Annotated in this window: 23 protein-coding genes; 14 read left to right on the forward strand and 9 right to left on the reverse strand. The window is 41.0% G+C overall.

Annotated elements, in window-relative coordinates; all coding sequences use genetic code 11:
- The first annotated feature begins 75 nt into the window (after nucleotides 1–75).
- The 5 genes from MsAm2_RS02140 (at nucleotide 76) to MsAm2_RS02160 (ending at nucleotide 3,572) form a co-directional block, all read left to right on the forward strand.
- The gene (locus MsAm2_RS02140) at nucleotides 76–429 is read left to right on the forward strand and encodes an RNA polymerase Rpb4 family protein (RefSeq protein ID WP_338098174.1); all 354 of its coding nucleotides are present in this window, start codon (nucleotides 76–78) and stop codon (nucleotides 427–429) included.
- Nucleotides 430–585: 156 nt separating this feature from the next.
- On the forward strand, nucleotides 586–1,149 hold the full coding sequence (locus MsAm2_RS02145) for a hypothetical protein (RefSeq protein WP_338098175.1): 564 nt from the start codon (nucleotides 586–588) through the stop codon (nucleotides 1,147–1,149).
- Between the two features lie 156 nt (nucleotides 1,150–1,305).
- A complete protein-coding gene (locus MsAm2_RS02150; protein ID WP_338098176.1) occupies nucleotides 1,306–2,100 on the forward strand; it encodes a translation initiation factor IF-2 subunit alpha in 795 nt (264 codons plus the stop codon).
- A gap of 305 nt (nucleotides 2,101–2,405) precedes the next feature.
- On the forward strand, nucleotides 2,406–2,591 hold the full coding sequence (locus MsAm2_RS02155) for a nucleolar RNA-binding Nop10p family protein (protein ID WP_338098177.1): 186 nt from the start codon (nucleotides 2,406–2,408) through the stop codon (nucleotides 2,589–2,591).
- A gap of 186 nt (nucleotides 2,592–2,777) precedes the next feature.
- The gene (locus MsAm2_RS02160) at nucleotides 2,778–3,572 is read left to right on the forward strand and encodes a proteasome assembly chaperone family protein (RefSeq protein WP_338098178.1); all 795 of its coding nucleotides are present in this window, start codon (nucleotides 2,778–2,780) and stop codon (nucleotides 3,570–3,572) included.
- Nucleotides 3,573–3,969: 397 nt separating this feature from the next.
- On the opposite strand, the gene ilvD is transcribed toward MsAm2_RS02160, so the two are convergent.
- Complete coding sequence (gene ilvD / locus MsAm2_RS02165; protein WP_338098179.1) at nucleotides 3,970–5,631, reverse strand: dihydroxy-acid dehydratase; 1,662 nt, start codon at nucleotides 5,629–5,631, stop codon at nucleotides 3,970–3,972.
- Between the two features lie 868 nt (nucleotides 5,632–6,499).
- On the opposite strand from ilvD, the gene MsAm2_RS02170 reads away from it, so the two are divergent.
- From MsAm2_RS02170 to MsAm2_RS02180, 3 genes are all read left to right on the forward strand, one after another.
- Nucleotides 6,500–7,903, forward strand: coding sequence for an ATP-binding protein (locus MsAm2_RS02170; RefSeq protein WP_338098180.1), 1,404 nt, complete (start codon nucleotides 6,500–6,502; stop codon nucleotides 7,901–7,903).
- Between the two features lie 92 nt (nucleotides 7,904–7,995).
- Nucleotides 7,996–8,160 (forward strand): hypothetical protein, encoded by a 165-nt coding sequence (locus MsAm2_RS02175; protein ID WP_338098181.1) that lies wholly within the window; start codon nucleotides 7,996–7,998, stop codon nucleotides 8,158–8,160.
- A 249-nt stretch (nucleotides 8,161–8,409) separates the two neighbouring features.
- Nucleotides 8,410–8,676: a hypothetical protein gene (locus MsAm2_RS02180; RefSeq protein ID WP_338098182.1), complete on the forward strand. Its 267-nt coding sequence runs from the start codon at nucleotides 8,410–8,412 to the stop codon at nucleotides 8,674–8,676.
- A gap of 55 nt (nucleotides 8,677–8,731) precedes the next feature.
- Here the strand turns inward: MsAm2_RS02180 and MsAm2_RS02185 are convergent, their stop codons facing one another.
- Nucleotides 8,732–10,582: a chloride channel protein gene (locus tag MsAm2_RS02185; RefSeq protein WP_338098183.1), complete on the reverse strand. Its 1,851-nt coding sequence runs from the start codon at nucleotides 10,580–10,582 to the stop codon at nucleotides 8,732–8,734.
- A 51-nt stretch (nucleotides 10,583–10,633) separates the two neighbouring features.
- On the opposite strand from MsAm2_RS02185, the gene MsAm2_RS08345 reads away from it, so the two are divergent.
- Nucleotides 10,634–10,741, forward strand: a complete 108-nt coding sequence (locus tag MsAm2_RS08345; protein WP_420846983.1) for a hypothetical protein — start codon at nucleotides 10,634–10,636, stop codon at nucleotides 10,739–10,741.
- Nucleotides 10,742–10,835: 94 nt separating this feature from the next.
- On the opposite strand, the gene MsAm2_RS02190 is transcribed toward MsAm2_RS08345, so the two are convergent.
- Nucleotides 10,836–12,602 (reverse strand): SulP family inorganic anion transporter, encoded by a 1,767-nt coding sequence (locus MsAm2_RS02190; RefSeq protein WP_338098184.1) that lies wholly within the window; start codon nucleotides 12,600–12,602, stop codon nucleotides 10,836–10,838.
- 226 nt (nucleotides 12,603–12,828) lie between these two features.
- Between MsAm2_RS02190 and MsAm2_RS02195 the strand changes: the two genes are divergently transcribed.
- From MsAm2_RS02195 to MsAm2_RS02205, 3 genes are all read left to right on the forward strand, one after another.
- Nucleotides 12,829–13,383 (forward strand): CBS domain-containing protein, encoded by a 555-nt coding sequence (locus tag MsAm2_RS02195; RefSeq protein ID WP_338098185.1) that lies wholly within the window; start codon nucleotides 12,829–12,831, stop codon nucleotides 13,381–13,383.
- A 331-nt stretch (nucleotides 13,384–13,714) separates the two neighbouring features.
- Nucleotides 13,715–14,878 (forward strand): pyridoxal-phosphate-dependent aminotransferase family protein, encoded by a 1,164-nt coding sequence (locus MsAm2_RS02200; protein WP_338098186.1) that lies wholly within the window; start codon nucleotides 13,715–13,717, stop codon nucleotides 14,876–14,878.
- A gap of 266 nt (nucleotides 14,879–15,144) precedes the next feature.
- Nucleotides 15,145–15,426, forward strand: coding sequence for a hypothetical protein (locus MsAm2_RS02205; RefSeq protein ID WP_338098187.1), 282 nt, complete (start codon nucleotides 15,145–15,147; stop codon nucleotides 15,424–15,426).
- A gap of 98 nt (nucleotides 15,427–15,524) precedes the next feature.
- Here the strand turns inward: MsAm2_RS02205 and MsAm2_RS02210 are convergent, their stop codons facing one another.
- From MsAm2_RS02210 to radB, 4 genes are all read right to left on the reverse strand, one after another.
- Entirely contained in the window at nucleotides 15,525–15,698 is a 174-nt protein-coding gene (locus MsAm2_RS02210; RefSeq protein ID WP_338098188.1) for a preprotein translocase subunit Sec61beta, read from the reverse strand.
- 156 nt (nucleotides 15,699–15,854) lie between these two features.
- Nucleotides 15,855–16,346 (reverse strand): 5' nucleotidase, NT5C type, encoded by a 492-nt coding sequence (locus MsAm2_RS02215; protein WP_338098189.1) that lies wholly within the window; start codon nucleotides 16,344–16,346, stop codon nucleotides 15,855–15,857.
- Between the two features lie 31 nt (nucleotides 16,347–16,377).
- Entirely contained in the window at nucleotides 16,378–17,448 is a 1,071-nt protein-coding gene (locus tag MsAm2_RS02220; RefSeq protein WP_338098190.1) for an S-methyl-5-thioribose-1-phosphate isomerase, read from the reverse strand.
- Between the two features lie 57 nt (nucleotides 17,449–17,505).
- The gene (gene radB, locus MsAm2_RS02225; protein WP_420846984.1) at nucleotides 17,506–18,243 is read right to left on the reverse strand and encodes a DNA repair and recombination protein RadB; all 738 of its coding nucleotides are present in this window, start codon (nucleotides 18,241–18,243) and stop codon (nucleotides 17,506–17,508) included.
- A gap of 179 nt (nucleotides 18,244–18,422) precedes the next feature.
- Between radB and MsAm2_RS02230 the strand changes: the two genes are divergently transcribed.
- Nucleotides 18,423–18,623, forward strand: a complete 201-nt coding sequence (locus MsAm2_RS02230) for a hypothetical protein (protein WP_338098191.1) — start codon at nucleotides 18,423–18,425, stop codon at nucleotides 18,621–18,623.
- Nucleotides 18,624–18,676: 53 nt separating this feature from the next.
- Nucleotides 18,677–18,928 (forward strand): hypothetical protein, encoded by a 252-nt coding sequence (locus tag MsAm2_RS02235; protein WP_338098192.1) that lies wholly within the window; start codon nucleotides 18,677–18,679, stop codon nucleotides 18,926–18,928.
- Between the two features lie 142 nt (nucleotides 18,929–19,070).
- Here the strand turns inward: MsAm2_RS02235 and MsAm2_RS02240 are convergent, their stop codons facing one another.
- Nucleotides 19,071–20,498 (reverse strand): RecJ family nuclease, encoded by a 1,428-nt coding sequence (locus MsAm2_RS02240; RefSeq protein WP_338098193.1) that lies wholly within the window; start codon nucleotides 20,496–20,498, stop codon nucleotides 19,071–19,073.
- A gap of 624 nt (nucleotides 20,499–21,122) precedes the next feature.
- Nucleotides 21,123–21,521 (reverse strand): Panacea domain-containing protein, encoded by a 399-nt coding sequence (locus tag MsAm2_RS02245; protein ID WP_338098194.1) that lies wholly within the window; start codon nucleotides 21,519–21,521, stop codon nucleotides 21,123–21,125.
- Nucleotides 21,522–21,739: the final 218 nt, after the last annotated feature.

The raw sequence follows: 21,739 nt of genomic DNA on the forward strand, positions 1-21,739 counted from the left end.
ATTCTAAATATTAATTTTTAATATTTAATTTTTAATTTTTAAAACACTTTTAAAACACATTCCGGGAGCATTGAAATGATTGTCAAAGAAGTCCTCCACGAAGAGCTTTTGACTTTGGCGGAAGTCAAGGAAATGCTCACCCAAATTATGGAAGAAAGACGCGCCGAAAGCGATGAAGAACAAGTTTATGAGTTCAGAAAGGCGTTAACTCATGCTGAAGTTTTTGCAAAACTCAGCGCCAATGATGCCAAAGAACTTGTCGGCAAACTTCTGGAATTTGAAAAGATGAAGCCGGTTATCGCGGTTCGAATCGCGGACATTTTACCGCAATCCCGCGATGAACTTCGGTCGATTTACGCGAAAGAAAAATTTTCTATCAAAGATGAGGAATTAGACGCCATTTTAGACCTTGTCCGCCAATACAAGTAAAAAATGGTTTTTTTCTTTTTTCATATTTTTTCTTTTTCTTTTTGTTTTTTTTTGTTTTTTTGTGTTCGCCGTCGCACGCATTATAGCACGAATTTTTAATTTTTCAACAAAAACGGCGAGGTCGGTTTTTAATTTTAATTTTTAATTGGACTGCTTTTGGTTTTATTTGATGCGACTGCTTATTGTTTGAGCATTGCTGCTGCTTACGGTTTGAGCATTGTTGCTGCTTACGGTTTGAGCATTGCTGCTGCTTACGGTTTGAGCATTGCTGCTGCTTATTGTTTGAGCATTGCTGCTGCTTACGGTTTGAGCATTGCTGCTGCTTATTGTTTGAGCATTGTTGCTGCTTACGGTTTGAGCATTGCTGCTGCTTACGGTTTGAGCATTGCTGCTGCTTACGGTTTGAGCATTGCTGCTGCTTACGGTTTGAGCATTGCTGCTGCTTATTGTTTGAGCATTGCTGCTGCTTATTGTTTGAGCATTGCTGCTGCTTACGGTTTGAGCATTGCTGCTGCTTATGGTTTGAGCATTGCTGCTGCTTATTGTTTGAGCATTGCTGCTGCTTACGGTTTGAGCATTGCTGCTGCTTACGGTTTGAGCCTATCTCAATATTCGTATTTCCAAAAAATTCAAGACACATTTTGCGTCTCGAATTTTCGTGAAGGGTTTCTTGGGATTGAGTGGGTTTTTAAGTTCTTTCTGATTTTTCGTAATCTTTAGAAATATTCACGGTGAATTTTAGTAGCCGACGGTTTTTCCCGCCATGAATTATTCCGAGCGCAGCGAGGAATTTTTGCGGGAGATTTTCTTTGGGAACCTTTTATATCTGATAATATCTTTATGACCCCTATCAGAAAAGATTTCAGGTGATTTTTCATGAAAAGTAATGATTGGCCGGAGGCCGGCGATTATGTTGTTTGTCATGTGACAAATGTAACGGATTTTGGCGCTTATGTCGAACTTGAGGAATACAAAAGTAAGGAAGGCTTTATTCATATTTCCGAAATCAAAGCCGGCTGGGTAAAATATGTCCGGGATTACATTCGCGAAGGACAAAAAGTGGTTTGTAAGGTTTTAAATATCGACCGAAACCGCGGTCACATTGATTTATCGTTAAAAGATGTCAACGAACACCAAAAACGAACAAAAGTTCAGCTTTGGAAAAATGAGCAAAAAGCTGAAAAATGGATTCAAATCGCGGCGGAAAACGCTGAATTTAAAGGAAATATCGAAGATTTGTATTATTCCTTTGTTTCCAAATTCGGAAGTGCTTACACAGCATTTGAGGAAGCGGCAATCGGCGGAGAATCCGTTTTTGCCGGCATGGATGTTGACAAAAAAATGGAAGCGTCCATCGTCAATGTTTCCCGTGAAAATATTAAAGACGCATTTGTTGAAATCGCCGGTTATGTGGATTTAACTTCTCTTGCCCCCGATGGGGTGGAGCACATCAAAAACGCCTTAAAAATGGCTGCGGAAATCGAAGAGCCGGAAACACGAGTGGAAGTCACTTATGTCGGTTCTCCCCGGTACAGAATCCGTGTCATCGCGCCGGATTACAAAAAAGCGGAAGCGGTATTGAAAAAATCGTCATCCGCCTCAATAAAATATATTTCGGAACATGACGGAACCGGTGTTTTTAACCGGCATATCGAATCCGTAAAATCCTAATCGGCAAAATCCATCTCGAAGGATTGTTTTTGCCGGTTTTTCCAACGAAAATTATATATAATTTAAATTGAATAAAATATTTGATTATCTATGTATACTGGTAATAAAATTTTGAGTTTCCTCTTTTAAATCCCGTCCGGATTTAAAAAATTGAAAAATATATCGGAAAAGATTTAATCGAGAAAAATTAATCGAAAAAAATTAATCGAAAAAAATTAATCGAAAAAAATTTTACTCATTTATCTTTATTTGTTCAATTCACCCAAAAATCGGTCAAAAATCAAAAAAACAAAGGTTCTGATAGCTTGGGGAAACAAATCAAAAAATGTTTAAATTGTAAGAGGTATACTCTTTTGGAAAACTGTCCGAGTTGTGGATTTTCATGTATGAGTCCGAAACCCGCTGCTTATTCTCAAAGTGACCGCTATGGAAAATACCGCCGGGATTTTCGTACATATTTGCGAAATCGAAAGGAAGACGTTAACCGGTAAATTATATCAAAATATTAATTATTTTATATATTTTATTAATCATTTTATATATTTTAATGATATTTTATATAATATTACCAACAATAACGTGGGCATTATTTACATGGCATTCTCAATCACGTACAATTCAAGGAATCATTTGCGGAAAGCATAGGAAAATCGGTACGGTTTTTTGGAAGGGATTTTATGAAGGAAAACATTGTCGTTTATCATTACGATCAAGACGCGTTAAATTTGAAAGATCCGGTTATGATTGTCGGACTTCCCGGTGTTGGTCACGTCGGGAAATTCGTGGCGGATCATTTGGTTGAAGTTTTGGAATCTAAGAAAATAGTTGATATCTATTCGGCACATTTCCCGCCTCAGGTGATGGTGCAAAAGGACAGCACCATTAAATTGGTTGGAAATCAAGTTTATCTGGCTCGGACGGAGGAGTTGGATCTTCTCATTTTGGTCGGCGATTCTCAAAGTTCGGATTCTTCAGGGCATTACAATTTGTGCGAGCTTTACATCAACATCGCGTCCAAGTTCGGTGTCCGCCGGATTTATACACTGGGCGGCTATCCGACCGGTGTTGTGAATTCGGATGATTTCGTAATTGGTGCCGTCAACAACCCGCTGATGATTGAAACGCTCACTCAAAAAGGAATTGAATTCCGGCCGTCGGAGCCGCCGGGCGGAATCGTCGGAGCGTCCGGTTTAATTTTAGCGTTTTCCCAATTCTGCGGCATTGACGCCGTCTGTTTAATGGGAACGACATCCGGGTATATTGCTGATCCGAAAAGCTCTAAAATTCTTCTTCAAAAACTGACCGGCGTTTTAGGAATTGAAGTAGATGTCTCCTCTTTGGATGATAAAATCAAAGACATGGAAAAAATTGTCGAAAAACTAAAAGATTCCGTTACCGGGGAAGGCGGAGAATATGACGAAGGATATGAGCCATCGGCCTCCGAAGAAGAAGATTTGGTTTATTTCGGTTAATTGATATTGTTTTTACAATTAAAAATCGAATCCAAGTTATGCAAACTTAACTCCAAGTTATGCAAGTTTAATCCAAGTTAAATAATAAAATCAAATAAAATCAAATAAAGCTCAAATCGAAAATAAAGAACTAATATAAAAAAATCAATCGCCTCAGGACTCATAGGGTTCATCACCGATCAGAAAAAATAATCATCATCGGCGATTGATTTTTAATTCTTTTTTTGTCTTAATGGGTTTGCTTGTTTGTTTTTTTGTTTGTTTTTTTGTTTTTTTTTTGTTGTTTTTTTGTTTGCGTGTCATCGCACGCGTTATGGCGACATATTTTATTTTTTTAAAAGAAACAGGACGGCTTTATTTGAAAATAAAGCCCGTATTTTCCAATTTCATTTTTGAATTATTCAACAATGGCTCCCGTATTTGCGGAACGGACCATTCTTCTGTATTTCTTCAAATATCCCATCGCCGGTTTTTCATTTTGCTTTAGAGATTTTTTCCGCTCGCTCAGCGTTTTTTCATCCACATTCAGATTTAATATGCGGTTTTTAATGTCAATTTCAATCTCATCGCCATCTTTTACAAGTGCGATCGGACCGCCTTCGGATGCTTCCGGGGAAACATGCCCGATACACGGGCCACGGGTTCCGCCGGAAAAACGCCCATCGGTCACAAGTGCCACGGATTCGATTAAACCCAGGCCGGCAATCGCGGCGGTCGGGGACAACATTTCCCGCATCCCGGGACCGCCTTTGGGCCCCTCGTTTCGGATGACGACCACGTCGCCGTCTTTTATTTTTTGGCTCAAAATCGCCGCCATGGCTTCCTCTTCGCTGTCAAAAACCCGGGCAGGACCTGTATGTTTCATCATTTTTTCACTGACGGCCGCTTGCTTGACAACCGAGCCGTTGGGCGCGAGTGTTCCTTTCAAAACGGCAATCCCTCCTTCGGCGTGAATCGGATTTTGAAGGGGTTGGATAATCCGCTGATTCAATTTCGGGTTGACCAACACCAAATTTTTCGTGTTTTCGCCGATTGTTTTTCCGGTCACGGTCATTTCATTTTTACAGACACGGTCTCCCAAGCGTTCGAAAATTGCGTAAATGCCGCCTGCCCGGTCAAAATCCACCATGAAATTCGGACCCGCCGGACGCAGGTAAATTAAATGCGGTGTGGTTTTGCTGAGCCGGTCAAAATCATCCAGTCCGGAATCAATGGAAAAAGCATGCGCAATCGCCGGCAAATGAAGGGCCGTATTCGTGCTTCCGCCAATTGCCATGTCCACCATAATCGCATTTTCAATGGAATTCTTGGTCACAATTTTTCGGGGTGTGATTCCGGTTTTTGCCAGTTCCACAATCCGCTCTCCCGACTCTTTTGCCAGCCGGATTTTCTTGGAATCCACCGCCGGCGCAGTTGCACAACCCGGCAGAGCCAGCCCCATCGCTTCCGCGATACACGCCATCGTGTTTGCGGTAAACATGCCGGCGCAAGAGCCGCACCCCGGGCATGCGCCGTCTTCCATATTTTTAATTTGGGTTTCGGTATATTTTTCAGCCTTTGCCGCCCCGACAAGTTCGAATGTGGAAATCAAATCCTTTTCCTCGTCTTCGACAAATCCCGGCATCATTGGTCCGCCCGTCACCACAATGGATGGAATATCCAAGCTGCCGGCGGCCATCAAGTGAGCCGGAACCACTTTGTCGCAAGATGGAATCAAAACCATTCCATCAAATTGGTGTGCGCGCACCATCACTTCGATGGTGTCTTGAATTAATTCCCGGCTTGGAAGCGAGTATTTCATGCCGGAGTGTCCCATCGCGATTCCATCGCAGACGCCGATGGTATGGAATTCAAAAGGAACGCCTCCTGCATTTCGAATTCCAGCTTTGACCGCTTCCGCAATTTTGTCCAAATGAATATGTCCTGGAACAATATCGTTTTTAGAATTCACCACCGCAATAAACGGTTTTTGAATTTCGGAGTCCGTAAGCCCGAGTGCTTTAAGCAAAGCCCGGTTTGGAAGCCGTTCAGGTCCTTTTTTAATACTGTCGCTGATCATTTTAATGTCCACCTGGAATGTACATGAATTATTTTGCATAAGAACATGAAAAAATGTAAAAATTGAATAAGAATATGAATAAAAATATGAATAAATCTTGATAAATATTCATATTGAAATGTTATGGTGTAAACATTCGCCGATATATAAAAGCATTTAGAATTCCAATAATTGGATAGAAATTAGATTCAGATGCCATCATAGTTAAGTTTGGATTTATCCGGTGAATTCTTTTATTGATCTATTTTGTGACTGACATTTTTACAAAACGATATTTTGCTATATCGTAATATACTATATCGTAATATAGTATATTACGATATAGTATTTTGAAAATCCAAAACTGTAGATTTGAAATTATAACTCCAAAAACGTAGATTTGAAATTATAACTCCAAAACTTTAGATTTGACAATTTAAATTTGGCATTTGTATAAAGCATATCTTGATGCCATGTATCTCGATGTCGTTACCCTGAGACCGCATATTTTGATGTCGTTATCTGATCGTATATTTTGATGTCGTTATCCTGATCGTATATTTTGATGTCGTTATCCTGATCGTATATTTTGATGTCGTTATCCTGATCGTATATTTTGATGTCGTTATCCTGATCGTATATTTTGATGTCGTTATCCTGATCGTATATTTTGATGTTGCTATCTGATGTCATATCTTAATATACTATATCGTAATATCGTATATTGTAATATAGTATTTTTAATACAGATTAATAAGTTATTTTAAAATCATGAATCATGGTGCTTTATGCCTTAAACGCGCACCTCATTGCAAGTCATTGCATCATTGCATCATTGCATCATTGCAAGGCATTGCAATTTAATTGAAGAAAAATTATGGGGAATCTTATGTTTATTGGCCGGGAAGAAGAATTAAACAAGCTCAACCAAATGTATCAAAGTGGAAAATTCGAGTTTGCCGTAATTTATGGGCGCCGTCGTATCGGTAAAACAACATTAATTCGGGAGTTTTGCAAAGACAAGAAAGCGATCTTCTTTGTAGGGATTGAATCGTCTCTTTCCAATAATTTGGTCAACCTTTCCAATTCCATTTTTTCCGTGACCATGCCGGCGATGGAAAAAAAACCGATTTTTGAAAAGCTTGACGATGCATTGGATTATTTGTATTCCATCGCACAAAAAGAACATTTGGTTTTTGTGATGGATGAGTATCCATATTTAGCAAACGCCGAACGATCGGTTTCAAGCCTTCTTCAGTTTTACATTGACCAAAAGTTCAAAGATACGAATTTAATGCTGATTCTTTGCGGCTCATCCATGTCTTTTATGGAAAAGCAGGTATTGGGCTACCAAAGTCCGCTTTATGGACGGCGTACCGCCCAGTTTAAAATCGGACCGTTTGATTATCACACATCTGCATTGTTTTGTAAAAATTACAGTGATTACGACAAAGCTGTTGTTTACGGGTTAACCGGAGGTGTTCCTCAATATTTGGAACGCATTCAACCTTCTTGGAGTCTTTTTGAAAACATTGTCCATACATTTTTGGACCCGGCCGGTTACTTTTTTGAAGAGCCGTCAAACCTTCTAAAACAGGAACTTCGTGAACCACAGATGTATAATGCAATAATTACGGCGATTGCAAACGGTTCATCTAAATTGAATCAAATCTCCACGGCGGTTGGTATTGATACAGCTCTTTGTTCAAGTTACATTTCTTCCTTAATATCTCTTGGCATTCTTAAAAAAGAAAAACCCCTGGGTAAAGAAAACTTGAAAAAAAGCATTTACCGGGTTTCCGATAACATGTTCCGGTTTTGGTACCGTTTTATTCCCGCCAATATGAACGCAATCGTCAACGGAAACGGTGAACTTGTTTTTGACAAGATTGTCGGCCCGAATTTAAATGATTTTATGGGAGGCATTTTTGAGCAAATGTGCATTCAATACTTGAACCGGTTGAACAATGCCGGTAAATTGCCGTTTCCATTCTTTGAAATTGGATGCTGGTGGGGGACGGATTCCAAGCAAAAGAAGCAGGTAGAAATCGATATCGTTGCCGCTTTTCCTCGGGATAAAAAAGTACTGTTTGGGGAATGCAAATTTAGAAATGAACCGCTTGATAAACAGGTTTTGGAAGAACTCCTGGAAAAAAGTGCTCTTCTGACCGATTATGATGAACGGTATTATTGTTTATTTTCCAAATCCGGATTTGAAAAGAAATTCAAAAAAGAACATCCGGATAATGTTTTACTGATTGATTTAAAAGACATGTATGCGCCGGATGTCTAAATCTCCTTAAAATCACAGGGATGGGTTTTATTTAAATTATCGCCGCCGCTTTTGCGCGGTGCGGCAACAATTTTTTAAAAAATGTTTTCAAAATGCCGGCTCGGGCTTTACTTTTATTTTTGAAGATTGCTGCGACAGTTGATAGTTTAGGGATTGCTGCAACAGTTGATGGTTTAGAGATTACTGCGACAATTGATGGTTTAGAGATTGCTGCGACAGTCGACGGTTTAGGGATTGCTGCGACAGTTGATGGTTAAGGGATTGCTGCGACAGTTGATGGTTAAGGGATTGCTGCGACAGTTGATAGTTTAGGGATTGCTGCGACAGTTGATAGTTTAGAGATTGCTGCAACTTTTTACAGTTTGCAATCGGCTGCTGTACTTTTTGCCAACGTATCCGCTCATAATGACAATCCGATTCAATCAGATGCGAAACGCATCTGATTGAATCGGAAAATTTCTATCGGATTGAAATTAATTATTTTCGATTTTTTGTCAGAATAAAATATGTTGTCAAAAATGATAACAGCAAAACAACAAACAATAGCAGCAAAACAACAAACAATAGCAGCAAAACAACAAACAATAGCAGCAAAACAACAAACAATAGCAGCAAAACAACAAACAATAGCAGCAAAACAACAAACAATAGCAGCAAAACAACAAACAATAGCAGCAAAACAACAAACAATAACAAACTGCAAAAACAAACTGCGCAGCAAAACAACAAACAAAAACAAACTAATAGAAGCGAACAATAACAGAAAGCAATAGCGGTTGCAAATGAAAATATCCAACAAAATTCAAAAAATCAATAATAAGCCGGCCTTTATTGTTCCGCTATTTCTTCTTCGCTGACTTGCTGTTTCGCTTGCTCTTCCCCGACCCGCTGCACTTTTGTCAGGATACTCTTGTTGTACGCATTCATCACGTCTTTACGCGTAATGATTCCGACCATTTTTTTCGGATTGGATTTCATGACAACAGGAAGACGAGCGACGTCATTGGCGACAATTCGGTCAGAAATCACATCCAGCGTTTCAAACGGGTACGCAACCAATATGTTTTTGGTCATCACATCTTTGATGAATTGTTTGTTTTGCGGGTTTCCGGGCTCGATTTGTTCCTGCAGGTCCTTCACCGTCACAATGCCAGTCAGCTCTCCACTCTTGTTAACAACCGGAAATCCGGTATGTTTGCTGCTCTGAATGACCGCATAAAGGCTGTCAATCGTGTTATCTTCCGAAACGGTTTGAACGTGCGGACGCATCGCGTCTTTGACCAAAATGGATTCCATAACATCCACTTCCCGGCCACCGCGGATATTGTATCCTTTTCTCTTGAGCATTTCCGTAAAGATCGAATCCGGATTGGCAGCTCTTGCAATGGCGTTACTGAGCACGCAGGCAAACATAAACGGCAAAATCATGCTGTAATCCTGCGTTGTCTCAATCAAAAGAATGATTGCGGTAAAGGTTGAATTCGACGTTCCGGCAAACACTGCTCCCATTCCGGCCAGCGCATAAGCCCCCGGCTGAACGGTCAGTCCCGGAATGAAGGCTTCGCAAACCATTCCAAACGCGGCGCCCAACATCGCACCGACAAACATGGACGGGACAATGGAACCGCCGGCTCCGCGAGAACCGATGGTGAAGGAGAAAGCCAGCGTTTTTAAAACGACAAGGCCGAGCAAAAGCGCAATGGGGAATGCGTACGGGTCGCGAACAACCTCTAAAATCACATCATGACCGAGACCAAAAACCTGCGGGTAAAAAAACCCGATAATCCCGACAAGAAGACCGCCAAGCGCCGGTTTATACACATTCGGAATTTTCAAAACCGTAAAGTGTTCCCGGATAAAGTAAAAGCATTTGATGAAAAAAATGGACACGATTCCGGCAAAAACACCCAAAATCGGAAACAGCCAAATTTCCGTAAACGGATTTAAAAGCGTGTAGTTCGGAAAAACCATGAGGTCCGTTCCAAAAAAAACATTAAAAACAAATGTTGAGAAAATGGATGAAATCACAATTGGAATAAATGTTTTTGCTTCCAGTTCTCCGTAAATGACTTCGACCACGAACACAATTCCAGCCAACGGCGCATTGAATGCCGCAGAAATTCCGGCGGCGGCACCACATCCCAAATAAGTCCGAAGACTTTTCCCGCGCAGGTTGAGGATTTTTGCGACCATGGAGCCGACACCGGCTCCCATTAAAACGCCGGGCGCTTCTTTGCCGGCCGACCCGCCGGTTCCGATCGTAATTACGGACGCGAACGCTTCGACAATCGCATACCGGGCTTTTAATTTCCCGCCATGAAGCGCCGCCGCTTCAATTACACTCTCCACACCATATCTTGTTTTTAAAAAATATTTATTGAGAAGACCTACAATAAGTCCGCCCGCCATTGGGACAAATATGATGGACCAGCCGGGAATGCCCAGACGCTCCAGAATGGACGTTCCGCCAAAAAAGGTATCCGTCACTTCATGCAAAAGCAAAGAATAGATTCCGATGAGAAACCCGGTGATGATTCCAATAATTATGGCGATGAGCGCGATTTTGACGTTGGGCGTGTAGAGTTTCGATACATATTTTTTAAAAAATTTGAATCGAACGGACGCCCGCTCCATCACGGAATCTATTTTTCCGGTCCATGAAAAAGAGGCTTCTGACAATGGAATCAACCAACAACTTTATTGCAATAAATATTTCTAAAATAATCTAAAATAAATCTCTCTCAAATAAATCTCTCTCAAATAAATCTCTCTCAAATAAATCTCTCTCAAATAAATCTCTCTCAAATAACGGGTTACTCAAAATGCTTCTTTTTTTAATTATCTCATTTTTTCATATATAAATTCAATCATAAATCAATCCGATAATATGAGAACGAAACATTTACAAAAATAATCCTCTAACTCCGGGTTTTTATAATTTCGGTTCTATTTCATTTTCCGCCGGATCGGTTTTTTCTTCGCTGACCGTGATTTGTTTGGGTTCATGTTTGTCAATCAGCGGGAATAACTCATTTTTGGCAAATTCGACGGCATGCTCCGTGCTTTCAAACAAAAACACGTCTTTTTGCCGGACATGTTTCTCAAATGTTTCATTTCTAAACAAATGTTTTTTCACAACCGGTCGAAGGCTTGTTAAAATCACGTATCTCTTCTCACGGTTCCGGCTTTCGATAAATCCGTTGAGGCGGGAAATGGCGGTGGTGTCGACATACGGGACAAAACGCATCCGGATGATGATGACTTTCTTTTTGGTCGGCAAAATGGCGTTGACTTTTTGGTCAAAAACGTTCATGGCACCAAAGAAAAACGGTCCATTGATTGTGTAAATGGCCAATTTGTCTTTGTATTGCTCATTCAGCTTCATGATTTCATTAATCCGGTCGTCGGAATCGTGCTCTTCAACGGTTTCGATGCTGGTTGTTTTGGTCATGTCGTACAGGAAATTTACCATGGTGAGCAAGATGCCAACTTCCATTGCCAGAATCAAATCGGTCAGGACGGTGAGCAACATCGTGATGATAAATATCGCGGCTTCAGTTTTGTTATTTCCCCAAATCAACCGCAGTTCCTTATAGTTGACCATGCGGGCGCCGATACAAATTAAAATGCCGGCGACAAAGGCCTTGGGAAGATAAATTGCAAGCGACCCGAAAAAAATCACGAACAATAACATAAATCCGGAATGCATCATTCCGCTGGCTCTGGATTTCGCACCTTCGCGGATGTTCACGACACTTCTGGAAACGGCGGCGGTTGACGGCAGTCCTCCAAAAAACGGAGTAATCATTTTGGTGATGCCTTGAGCGATGAGTTCCCGGTCACTGTTGTGTTTTGTGGCGGTCATGCCGTCGCAAACAACGGCGCACATCAATGATTCGATGGTTCCAAGAAGGGTCAATGAAATTGCGTAAGGAAACACATTTCGTGCCAAATCAAAATTGATTTTAAACAACGAGAAAGAGGGGAGCGTCTGTGGAAGGGTCCCAATGGTGGGAATTTCAAATCCACCGAAGTATATTAAAACAGCGGACAAAATTAAGGCAACAATCGTTGGCGGAACCGAGGATATATATTTTCGGTCTTTGGTAAACCGGGGTAAAAAGAGCATGATGATTGCGGTTCCGATTGTGATTAATATGGCAACAAGGCTGATGCTGTCCATATGTTGGTAAATGTCATAAAGTGTTTGGAACACATATTCATGAACCGGAATGGTCAGGCCGAGGGCGTTTGGAATTTGTCCGGCCACAATCAAGAGGCCGATTCCGCTGGTAAATCCGGCAATAATCGGAAGCGGCATAAATTTCGCGATTTTTCCGACTTTAAAAATGCCGAGAAGAATTTGAATAACACCGGCCAACAGTGTTGCTAAAAATAATCCTTCGAGTCCGTATTTTGTCACGGCGGACAAAACGACGACACCCATGGCTCCGGTCGGGCCTGTAATCGAAAAACGGGAGCCTCCGAGGAGTGATCCAAAAAAACCGGCGACGATTGCCGTATAAATTCCCATGTATGGCTCAACACCGGACGCGATTGCAAAACCAATCGCAAGTGGTAGAGCGACAATGGCCGTGATGAATCCGGATTTGACATCAAAAACAAATGATTTTTTGAAGTAATCGGTGGCACGGGCTGGAATTTGGTTGAAGTCGAATGTGTTTTTTGTATCGGACATGGATTTTCACGGAAAAAAATAAGTTAGGGATATCAGATTTTTAACAATGATTTTTAATTCAATATTAATTTATTGGTGTGATAAATTATAGATATATTATTATAAAAACAGAGAGGATTGTTTTTGAGTTATTTTTTATTTACTTTCATTTTACCGCGATGAATTCCGTCGGCTGCCTTTTTGGAATCTGAATAATTATATACTATTACTTGAAGTAATACAACTCATGCAGATTCCTACGCCGGAAGATTTAAAAAAGAAAAGGATTGAGCTCGGGCTGACACAGAGTGATTTGGCGAAAAGGGCAGGGGTCAGTCAGCCTTTGATTGCGCGGATTGAAATGAATGATGTGGACCCGCGGCTTTCGACAGTGGCGAAAATTTTGGCGGCTTTTGAAGAAGCCAAAAAGGAGCAGCAAATCGTCGCGAAAGACATCATCAGTTATCCGGTCATTCATGTCCGTCCCGGCCAGCTTTTGGAAGAAGCGGTGTCGATTATGAATTCTCACGGAATTTCACAGCTTCCGGTGATTGAAAATGGAGTCCCGGTCGGCAGTTTGTCGGAAGGCGCCATTGTCAAAACCATCGCGCTTAAAAAATCTCTTTTGGGAATTACGGTTTTTGATTTGATGGAAGAATCCTTCCCAACGGTTCCACAAACCGCATCTGTTTTAACGGTTTCACATATCTTAGAACGAAGTCCGGCGGTTCTGGTCATGGAAAAAGGAACCGTCACCGGCGTGATTACAAAAAGCGATATCATGAAGATTGTAAACGGTTGAGGTTTGCGCAATATTTTTTCAATATTAAAAAGTTTTCAAAAATGTATTTAAAAATTTCAAAATATTTTCAAATCGACATCTGAAATTTTATTTAATCACATTCCATATATTTCAAATTTCATATTTTCAATCATATTTTCAATATTTTCATCACAAATTTCTCAATCACAAATTTCTCAATCACAAATTTCTCAATCACAAATTATTAAAATAAAATCAGTCTTTTCTATTCAAATTGTTAAAACATTTAACATCTACAAAATCGTTAAACGTTTTGTATTCTGAAATTAAAAAATTAAATGAAAGATTCATATCAACAGGTTGTTTTTGTATGAAAGCCGATGAAAAACTTTTAATGATGCCCGGTCCGGTTGTTGTTCCTTCACGTGTGTTGCTGGCCATGGCCAAACCGATGATTAATCACCGCGGCAAAGAATTTTCCGCCATGTACGGCGAAATCCAATCCATTTCCGCCCAACTTTTCAACACGAAAGCCGACAACATTTCCGTCATTTCCGGGTCCGGGACCGCCGGCATGGAAGCCGCGATTGGTTCTTTGAACAACAAATCCGACAAAATTTTGGCGATCGAAAACGGAAAATTCGGTCAACGCTTTAAGAAATTGGCCGGAAAATACGGCACCGTCGTTCCGCTTGAATTCGAATGGGGAGACTCGGTCGACCTGGGCAAAGTGGAAGAGAAATTGGAAGCCGGCGACATCAAATCCATTGCGATGATTCACAACGAATCCTCAACGGCAATTCGAAATCCGGCACCGGAAATCGGAAAGTTGGCCAAAAAATACGGCGCCTATTTTATTTTGGACGTCGTTTCATCTCTTGGCGGCGACACGATTTTAATGGACGAATGGGGCGTTGACATTGCCGTCACCGGTTCTCAGAAATGTTTGGCGGCGCCGCCGGGACTTTCCTTGGTCGGTGTCAGCGAAAAGGCGGCGGAGGAAATGAAAAACATCACTAACCGTCCGTATTACTTGGATCTTTTGGCCTACCGCAACAGCGCGACCAAAGAATTAAAGGAAACCCCTTACACGCCGGCGGTTTCTCTCTTCTACGCGCTTCAAGAAGCGCTTCGCATTGTCAAAGAAGAAGGCATTGAAAACAGGATCAATCGCCACTATTTGATGACAAAGGCGGTTCGTGATTCCATGACCGCGATCGGCATTGAAATGTTCCCGCAATTGAACAAATACAGCGCGTATTCCAACACGGTTTCCGCCATGAAAGCGCCGCCCGGCGTGGATGGGGAAGAAATCAAAAAGGCGCTTGGAAAACGCGGTATTGTCATTACCGGCGGTCAAGACCATTTGAAAGGCAAAATTTTCAGAGTCGGGTCCATGGGTTCCACCACACCGCTCAACATCATGAACACAATGACCGAACTCGAATTTGTGTTGTTCACGCTGGGTGTTATTGAGTCCACCGGCGCGGTGGACGATTTCGCGTCGGATGCCATGAAAGACTTGTATGTTTAAAAAATCAACTCAAATTCGGAATTAAATCAGAATTTTTTCTGATTTGATTCTTTTTATTTTTTTCTTGTTCTCTTTTCGTTTCTTCTTGTTCTCTTTTCGTTTCTTCTTGTTTCTCTTTTCGTTTCTTTTTTGTTTTATTTATTTTATTTTTTTCAGTGCCGCCGCGCGCGTTATGGCAACAGTTTTTGATTATTCTCAACAAAAAAGAGGGGATGGCTTTTTTAAAATATAAATTTAAAAATTTGCGTCCGTTTATGGTTTGAGCGTTGCTGCAACTGTTGACAGTTTTGAGCGTTGCTGCAGCCGTTAATGGTTTGAGCGTTGCTGCAACTGTTTATGGTTTGAGCGTTGCTGCAGCCGTTAATGGTTTGAGCGTTGATGCAACTGTTTATGGTTTGAGCGTTGCTGTTCTCCTCGCTCTTCATTTTCTTTTTAATATCGTGTTTCCGATTCAATCCGATGCGTTGCCGCATCGGATTGAATCAGAATGGTCACTTGGTTGGGATACGGAAAATAAATCAAAACGATATGAGGGACATAAAAAATGAGAAGAACAAAAAAAATGAAAAAAAAATGTATAACCTGCAAAAAAATTAAAAAAGAAAAAAGAAATTTTAAAAAAATGAAAAAAGAAAATAAGATAAAATCAGCTCAGCGGCCAGGTTCCGTAGAAGTAGGAAATTAAAAGAACCGCGACAGCGATGACAACTCCCGCAATTAATACGTATTGGGGTTTGACTGTAATTGATTTTTTGTCCGCGTCATAATATCTCATGAGACCGGCGGATGATTGAAGACCGTTTCCTTTACTTTTTGCCATAAAATATCTTTCCTGAAATTTTAATCGATGATGAATAAAATGAATTGAAATAGATTTACTCCATACAGTCTGTTCTTATATAAATATTTAGACAAATGATTCACAGTTTACATTTGTTTTGCATTTATTTTATATTATATTTTTATTTCAACAAAGTTACTTTTTTTGAAGCAAATATTCTAAAACCGTCTTCCAATCCGGAAAAATATCCGACCCGAACTCAATCCATTCACCTTCAAATTCAGCGGCGCCGTTTTTGCTCCGGTCATCTACCAAAAAGTCCCCCCGATTCAAATTTTTGTGATGCGTCAGAATCAATCTCTTGTAAGCTGGCTCTCCCAGATGTTTTTTAACCCAGAGGAGCTTATCCGACCACGCGGTTTCATTTTCCCACGGCGCGGTGGAAAGAATGTAGACATCAAAATGGTTGCAAAGCACACAAAAACTTTCAACGGCATCCTTCATCGGTTCAGGATTTGAGAAAATATGCGGGATTTCATCAAATGTCGGCGAAATGCCGGCGGAGTGGTCTCCCTGATGCGCTTGTTTTGTTGCGGCGTCCAGTTGCCGGATCGATGATTCAAAATCCACCAAAACATTATCCATATCAATGTAAAGGATTTTTTTGCGGCCGGTGGAAGAATTCATAATTATCAGCCTCCTGCTTTAATTATCCGTTTTATCCGAGAATAATCTCATCCATGAGAATCGGCGGATAGAAAACCCCGTTTTCGGTAATCAGTGCCGATATATTTTCCATCGGTGTTAAGTCAAACGCCGGGTTTTTAATGGAAACGCCAAGCGGCGCGTTGAGTTCTTTTGCTTTTCCAATGTAGCGGATTTCATCCTCGGACCGCATTTCAATCGGCACCGCCTCGTCAAAATTTTCCGCGTCAATCGTGGAAACCGGCGCCGCCACATAAAACGGAATATTATGTTCTTTGGCCAAAACAGAAAGCGAATACGTTCCGATTTTGTTAAACACGGAACTTTGGGTAATCCGGTCCGCACCGACAATAACTTTGTTAATTGTTCCGGTCGCCATGAAAAAACCGGCGGCGGAATCCGTAATTAAGTGAACCGGAATTTTGTCGTTAAAAAGCTCCCATGCCGTAATCCGGCTTCCTTGGTTCAGCGGCCGGGTCTCGCAGGCGACGACCGTAATTTTTTTTCCGTCGGCCACCGCTGACCGAATCACGCCCAACGCGGTTCCCCAGTCCACGCACGCCATTTTCCCGGCGTTACAATGTGTCAGGACAACATCGCCGTCTTTGAGCAATTTCGCGCCGTTTTTGCCGATTTTTTTGTTCAATTCGACATCTTCTTCCGCCATCTTTTTGGCTTCCAAAAGCGCAATACTTCGCATTTGTTTGGGGTCATATCCTTCCTCTTCCGAAATCAAAAGAACGCGGTCCACGCCCCGTGACAAATTAATTGCCGTCGGGCGGGTTTTTTTAATTGTCTCGCCGGCCACCGTCATGTCTTTGATAAGTCCTTCCACCGTATCCGCACTGCTTCTTGCCGCCGAAAGCGCAACCCCAAACGCGCCGCAAACCCCCAGCGCCGGGGCTCCCCGAATTCGAAGGTTCAGAATCGCTTCGCAAATTTCCGAAATAGTTTTGCACCGAATGATCTTGTATTCGGCCGGCAAAAGAGTTTGATCGACCATGACAACGGAAGAATCGGAATCATCCCAGTCAATTGTCCGTCCCGCAAATGAATTCCCGGATAAGTTTTTGTCTGTTTTCAAAAGAATCACCTGACTGATTATGAATTTAATTTATAATATTTGAAAAATGATCTCAAATTATCTCAACCCCTCGGCTGTAATTGTAAATTCACAAATTTCTCCTTCCGGCCGGCATCGGTGCTTTATGATTTTAGCGATCCGGGTTCCTGCCCCTGTTTTTTCCAGTTGCAGAATTGTTTTGGAAATGTGTTCGATGGCTTTTCCGCCGATCGGGCGGACATTGCTGCTGCCATTGCTGCTGTTGTTTCGGCCATTGCTAATATTGCTGTTTCCATAACTGCTGCCGTTCTCTCCGCGGCTGACATCGCTAAAAATTTGATTTGTAATCAGAACGGCAACGCCTGATTTTCGTGCCATTCCTTGCAAAAATCCGATTTGATTGGACAGTTCACGACGGCTTTGGATGCCGGAAAGTTCGTCATCGAGTTCAAAACGGTAAAAAGAAGTTGCCGAATCGACAACAATCAGACCGATATTTTCCCCAAGAATTTTTTCAATTTCACAAATCGCCGTGTATTGTTCATCAAAACTCATGGGCTCGTAAATCAAAATATTTTGTGCGATTTCTTTGGATCTTTCTCCGGCAATTTGGGAAAAACGATTCAAAGAAAGCCCTTCCGTATCAATAAAAATAACTTTTTTGCCGGATTTGGAACATTCAATCGCTGCCTGAAGACACAGATTTGTTTTTCCTGAGCCGGGCTCGCCATATACTTGCGTGACAATGCCGCATTCTAAGCCGCCGCCTAAGATTTCGTCAATCGGCCGGCATCCGGTCGGAATAAAAGAACTGATGGTAAACCGCTCCGTTTGGAATAAAATGGATTTTAAGTTAATTGATTTCGAATTAATTATTTGGATGAATTATTTGGATGAATTATTTGGATGAATTATTTGGATGAATTGATTTTAGTTAATTAGTTTCGAATTTATTGATTTTAAATAAAAATTTGATTCCAGATAACTGTTTTCTTGTGACAAATGAGACAGATGAATTATATCTATTTTCTGTTTCTTCTTCTGTTTCTTCTTCTGTTTCTTCTTCTGTTTCTTCTTCTGTTTCTTCTTCTGTTTCTTCTTCTGTTTCTTCTTCTGTTTCTTCTTCTGTTTCTTCTTCTGTTTCTTCTTCTGTTTCTTCTTCTGTTTCTTCTTCTGTTTTTTTCGGAGAGTTCTAATATATAAATAGGGTGTAATAAAAACGGGTAGGACAAAGCCTAAATACAAAAAAATGGTAGAGAAAGTTATGGCAAGTCAAATTTTAGCAGCAATTTTTTCGTTCTTTATTCCTGGACTCGGACAGTTCTATGCCGGAAATTTCCTTCGCGGCGCAATGATTTTCATCGGATTTATAATTTTGGGTGCCATCGCAGCCGGCTCCGTTCTCAGTGTCGTAGGTTCTCTTGTCGGCGGTCTCATCGGAATATTTATGTTCCTGCTCTGGCTTTGGAACATTTTTGATGCTTATCAATTGGCAAAATAAATTGATTTTTTTAATTTTTTAAATTTTAATTTTTCTTCTCTTCTTCTTTTTTTATCCTTCTTCTTTTTTTATCCTTCTTCTTTTTTCGTCCTTCTTTTTTTTTCGTCCTTCTTTTTTTTTGTCCTTCTTCTAAACTCCTTTTTCACATGTTGTTGCCGTTGATCTGATTTCCGATGTAATCATTCAGCTTCATGATGAATTCATCCACGCGTTCCGGTGGAATAGTTCCACCGGCCGCGATATCGTGTCCGCCTCCGGTTCCGCCGACCATTTCAGTGACCTCCGACATCGCTTTGGACAAATTCATTCCCCGGCGGATGAGGTCTTGTGTTCCCCGGGACGAAATTTTAACGCCATCTTCCGAATCGGCAAGCCCGATAATTGGTTTTTTACGGTCCACGCCTTCGATGGACGACGACATGCCTGCAATGATTCCGACAATAGTTTCCTTAATCGCCGATCCGGAATAGAAATATTGAATATTTTTCAATTGAGTCATTCCGCTTTCCCGGACATAATTCAGGCCGTTGACCAGATTTTTCCGGTGCTCCACCAAGAGATTTCCGGCCTGTGCCAACGCATTATTCCGGTCACCCATGCAAACCGCCACGCCGATTTCAGCGCAATCATATCGCCCGGTCGCATTCAGAAGTGTCGAATATTCAGAGGCGTCACGCATTTCTGTTCCTTCTTTTTCCGACAAAAGCGTGTAGCATTCCCGGACAATGTCATCTGTGCGCTTGGATGAAAAGCCGCGGTCATTGCAGTATTTGACAAGACCGGTGATGATTTTTTTACGCTCTTCAAAATTCAATTCAATCCACAATTTGGCGCCGTCGGTTTGATTGTAGCCGACGCCCGTGTTTTGCAAAAATCGGATGCAAGCTTCTTCATCCCCGGTCAGTCCCGGAAGATAAGGCTCCGATGAATATTGTAAAATCCGGTAAATCGGACGGGTTTGTTTTCCAAAAAGCGCAAGGTCAAGGTTGCAGCTTAAAACACCGGCATCAATTCCCCGCTCTAAAATTTCACGGTTGAGGCCGACCAATTTTCCATATTTCCGGTTTTGCATGTCGCCAATCGCGCCGACAATCGCCAAGTCCGCCAAATCGGCATTGTTTCCCAGAGCGCATGCCAAAATGTAAGAGACGCCCGACCCGCTGATTTCAAAGCCGCCGTTGGCGCCGAAAAGATGCGGATTCATATGGTGGGGAAATGTTTTAGAGTCCGTGGAAATGTTTTCCGGCCGTCCGTTAGGCTGGTGGTGGTCGGCAACAATCGCATTCATGGAATGGTCGACCATAAAATCAATCAAGGAACTGCCCAAATCGGTAAAAACCAAGAGCGGATGGTTTTCCAAAAGCAATTGTTCCATCACCCGCTCATCTAACTTTTTGACAAACGCATGCGTGTATTTTATGCCGGCCCGCTCAAAACACCGGCACATGATTCCGGCAGAGGTGATGCCGTCGGCGTCAATGTGAGATACCAGATGAACTTTTCCGATTTTTTGAATTTCGGCCGCGCAAAGGCGAGCACGCGCCTCAAGGTGTTTGTAAGTTTCAGACATTTTCAACCTGCTTGTTTTTATGTCTTTGAGAAGGGACTCTTGATTTAAAAAGATAATTAAAGAAAAAGAAAAACAATAGAAATGAAAGATATAAAAATTAAGGAACTTCTTTTTATTGGGTGGTGCCGCACGGTTCAAAGGACGGGAGGAAAATGACAGATTTTTGTGAAAAAAATTCCAGCTTATGATTTTATAAATTTTTCCAATTTATTTCTATTTTATTTTCCTATTTTAGTTGCTGCCTTTATGATTCGGGTCAAACGCAACCAAATAAAATTTGTTTTCAAAGAAATATCTGTGGACACGTGCTTTACTGTTTGCCCGTACATGAATTATTTTTATTTCCAGATTTTTCAGGTGACTCATTTGGCTTTCTTGTGCTTGCTAATGTTTTATAAAATGTGAAACAAGGCAGCCGGATGATTTTTCAAAGAACGAATCATAAATTTTCAGCTCACAATTTTCCATTTTACAAAAGCACGTATGGCTTTTTTTTTCCGCAACTTTTCAAGTCTTTAAATTGAAAAATAATTTCATCGGAAACATTTCCGTATTCGGATAAACTTGCCCCATTCTTTTTTTCAATATTTACGGGTGGAATGTGAAAATTGAAATGTCTATTCTTCAATCGTTTTGCCCCCTGTGGTGCAATGTTTTGTAATAATTTTTCATGTCCGACGGGGAAATGATTTCTTCCGACGGTTCAAATGTCTTAAGGCTTCCACGTGCGTTTTTCCAAGGGTTTTCTTTATGCGTTAAAATTTCAAGTTGAGTTCCCGAAAAATAACCGTATGTATCCCAAATCATTTCTAAAAATTCATCCGTTTTTCCAAAATCCGGCTTTTGAGGACACATATCAATTTCTCTCCATTCATAATCCCGATAAATATCATAAAGAGACAAATTGACCGGGCCGTGAACCCAAGCCTGGAATTCATAATTTGAGCAAAGAAATTCATCTGTCAGCGCATAGAACCAAGCAACTGCATAATAGCACAATTTCTGAAGCTTTTTATGAGTCATGGATTTCTTTATTCAAAAACCAATTCGCGACGTCTGTAATGTCGTAAATAGGGTTGCATTCGAGATGTTTAGTCTCCATGTCTTGCCTCCTTCATTTGAAAAACCATTTGAAAAACTCATCTCAAAAATTATTGAATTTCACATAGAAACGCCATGTATTTATAAATTTTTAAATAATTTTTGGATGAATACAAATGATTGAAAAAAGATTAATAATG

Source organism: Methanolapillus ohkumae (assembly GCF_032594355.1).
Lineage (GTDB): Archaea > Halobacteriota > Methanosarcinia > Methanosarcinales > Methanosarcinaceae > Methanolapillus > Methanolapillus ohkumae.

Bases quoted from the DNA above. Each gene is read 5' to 3' on its own strand.
- MsAm2_RS02160 (WP_338098178.1), top strand. From the start codon at position 2,778: ATGAAGGAAAACATTGTCGTTTATCATTACGATCAAGACGCGTTAAAT.
- MsAm2_RS02190 (WP_338098184.1), bottom strand. From the start codon at position 12,602: ATGTCCGATACAAAAAACACATTCGACTTCAACCAAATTCCAGCCCGT.
- MsAm2_RS02140 (WP_338098174.1), top strand. From the start codon at position 76: ATGATTGTCAAAGAAGTCCTCCACGAAGAGCTTTTGACTTTGGCGGAA.
- MsAm2_RS02245 (WP_338098194.1), bottom strand. From the start codon at position 21,521: ATGACTCATAAAAAGCTTCAGAAATTGTGCTATTATGCAGTTGCTTGG.
- MsAm2_RS02195 (WP_338098185.1), top strand. From the start codon at position 12,829: ATGCAGATTCCTACGCCGGAAGATTTAAAAAAGAAAAGGATTGAGCTC.
- MsAm2_RS02210 (WP_338098188.1), bottom strand. From the start codon at position 15,698: ATGGCAAAAAGTAAAGGAAACGGTCTTCAATCATCCGCCGGTCTCATG.
- MsAm2_RS02180 (WP_338098182.1), top strand. From the start codon at position 8,410: ATGTTGTCAAAAATGATAACAGCAAAACAACAAACAATAGCAGCAAAA.
- MsAm2_RS02170 (WP_338098180.1), top strand. From the start codon at position 6,500: ATGTTTATTGGCCGGGAAGAAGAATTAAACAAGCTCAACCAAATGTAT.
- MsAm2_RS02215 (WP_338098189.1), bottom strand. From the start codon at position 16,346: ATGAATTCTTCCACCGGCCGCAAAAAAATCCTTTACATTGATATGGAT.
- MsAm2_RS02150 (WP_338098176.1), top strand. From the start codon at position 1,306: ATGAAAAGTAATGATTGGCCGGAGGCCGGCGATTATGTTGTTTGTCAT.
- MsAm2_RS02235 (WP_338098192.1), top strand. From the start codon at position 18,677: ATGGTAGAGAAAGTTATGGCAAGTCAAATTTTAGCAGCAATTTTTTCG.
- MsAm2_RS02175 (WP_338098181.1), top strand. From the start codon at position 7,996: ATGCCGGCTCGGGCTTTACTTTTATTTTTGAAGATTGCTGCGACAGTT.
- ilvD (WP_338098179.1), bottom strand. From the start codon at position 5,631: ATGATCAGCGACAGTATTAAAAAAGGACCTGAACGGCTTCCAAACCGG.
- MsAm2_RS02240 (WP_338098193.1), bottom strand. From the start codon at position 20,498: ATGTCTGAAACTTACAAACACCTTGAGGCGCGTGCTCGCCTTTGCGCG.
- MsAm2_RS02200 (WP_338098186.1), top strand. From the start codon at position 13,715: ATGAAAGCCGATGAAAAACTTTTAATGATGCCCGGTCCGGTTGTTGTT.